Raw genomic sequence first — 2,312 nt, 5'->3', positions numbered from 1 at the left:
AGCAGTTATAAGTTGATGAGTATTAACCGCGATCGCAAGCGGCTGTCAGTAAACTGCGAAAAGTTATAGACTGAGTACCAAATGGACGGGCAGAGTAAAAATATGATGCTGCCTACTTTAGAGATCGTATTGCTAGGTGGCTTTCGCCTAACTTATGACGAAAAGCCGGTGACAGACGTGAGCGGGGAGCGATCGCAATCGTTGCTGGCATATCTGGTGCTGCACAGCGGCACGCCTCAGCCTCGTCAGCGGCTGGCTTCCCTATTTTGGGCTGACTCAACAGACGAGCAAGCCCGAACGAACCTAAGAAGAGAACTGCACCACTTACGGCGGGTTTTGCCGGACGCGGATCGATTCATTGAAGTAGATACAAAAACGCTACAGTGGCGCTCAGATGCACCTTTTACGTTAGATGTTGCAGAGTTCGAGCGGAAAGTGGCTCAAGCGGAGGAGGCAGAACAAGCGGCTGACCGGAAAACCGTCCGAACCTTGTTAGAACAGGCGGTAGCCCTCTATCAGGGGGATTTACTGCCTAACTGTTACGACGAATGGATTTTTCCAGAACAGGAACGACTGCGACAAATTTTTATCCAAGGATTGGAATGGTTGGTTCGCCTGTTAAAGGAGCAACGGGATATCCGGACGGCGATGCGCTATGCCCAGCAGTTGTTAGAAGTTGACTCGCTCAACGAAGCAACTTATGGTGACTTGATGCAACTGCACGCGCTTAATGGCGATCGCGCGAGTGCCTTGCGAATCTACCACCGCTGCATGACGCTTTTACGGGAAGAGTTAGGAATCGATCCTAGCCCGATTACCCGCGACCTCTACGATCGCCTGCTGAATGAAGATTCTGAAGGGATAATCAGTCGAGAAAAAAGCTCTGAATTACTCAATACGAATTCTGAATTAAATACACCCAGTCAAAACGACAGGCAACCTCGTTGCGATTGGGGCGAAATCATCGATGTAAGCCTATTTTACGGACGGACAGAAGAGCTAAACACGCTCAAGCAGTGCATTTTACAGAATCGCTGTCGGCTAGTTGTCTTATTAGGCATGGGTGGAATTGGGAAAACTGCCTTGTCCGCCAAACTAGCGCAGGAAATCCAGGGAGAATTTGATTTTGTAATTTGGCGATCGCTACGAAATGCTCCCACCCTCCAAACTCTTTTGCACGACTCGATCTCTTTTCTGTCGGAACAACAAGAGACGGGCGGTGAGCTTGAACGACTAATATATTGGCTGCGAAATTCTCGCTGCCTAATCGTTCTAGACAATGCAGAAACCCTTTTTCAGGTCAGTTGTCCGGGGCAGTATCGTCCGGGATATGAAGGCTACGGGGAACTGCTGCGAGCGATCGCAGAAACCGCTCATCAAAGTTGCCTGGTGCTGACCAGTCGGGAGAAGCCTGCTGAGGTGGGCATCTTAGAAGGTGTAGTTGATGGGAATTCAGCTTTACCTGTGCGAACCTTGCAACTGAGCGGATCGCCAGAGGCAGCGCAAGCACTCATTCAAGCAAAAGGATTAATCGGTTCTGAAGCACAGCAACAGCATTTGTGTCAGTTCTACGGCTGTAATCCTTTGGCATTGAAGATTGTTGCCACTTCCATTCAAGATGTTTTTGATGGCAAGATCCAAGATTTTCTCGCTCAAAATACCACGATTTTTAATGGGATTCACAGACTACTAGACCAGCAGTGTCAGCGATGCTCTCCCCTAGAAAAAACAATTATGTTTTGGCTTGCCATCAATCGAGAATGGACAACCTTCTCGGAATTGGCAGAGGATATCGTTCCCACCGTTTCTCGTGCAGACCTACTGGAAGCATTGGGTTCTCTCAGTTGGCGATCGCTGATCGAAAAGCAGTCAGGTAGCTATACCCAGCAACCTGTGGTGATGGAGTACATCACTGAGCGATTGATTGCCCAAGTCTGTGAAGAAATTCAACATTTAGAAGTCGGAAATGGGGAATTGCTAGCCGAAAACCAGACACCCCTAATTTCCATCCTGCACAGCCACGCCTTGCTCAAGCCTCAGGGCAAAGATTACATCAGAGAGATTCAGAGTCAACAAATTGTCAAACCCGTTTTAAACACTTTAATTACCCGATTGTATGGGCAGTACAACGTTGAGCGGCAGCTGACTCAACTGCTTTCAAAACTACGAAATGAATGGTCGAGAAAACCCGGATATGCAGGTGGCAATATCCTCAATCTGCTCGTTCAATTGCAAAAAGACTTAACAGGTTATGACTTCTCCCATCTCACCCTCTGGCAGGCTGATTTACGAGAAGTGAATTTACATCAGGT

General features: G+C 48.1%; 1 protein-coding gene. It reads left to right on the top strand.

Annotation, left to right across the window (positions count from 1 at the left end; translation table 11 throughout):
- Window positions 1-102: 102 nt before the first annotated feature.
- On the top strand, window positions 103-2,312 hold a 2,210-nt coding region (locus H6F50_RS02890), incomplete at its 3' end, for a BTAD domain-containing putative transcriptional regulator (protein ID WP_199291954.1).

It is taken from the genome of Coleofasciculus sp. FACHB-712 (assembly GCF_014695635.1).
GTDB lineage: Bacteria > Cyanobacteriota > Cyanobacteriia > Cyanobacteriales > FACHB-T130 > FACHB-T130.
The sequence above is the reverse complement of the archived record's forward strand: the minus strand, read 5'-3'. Positions and strand labels throughout refer to the sequence as shown.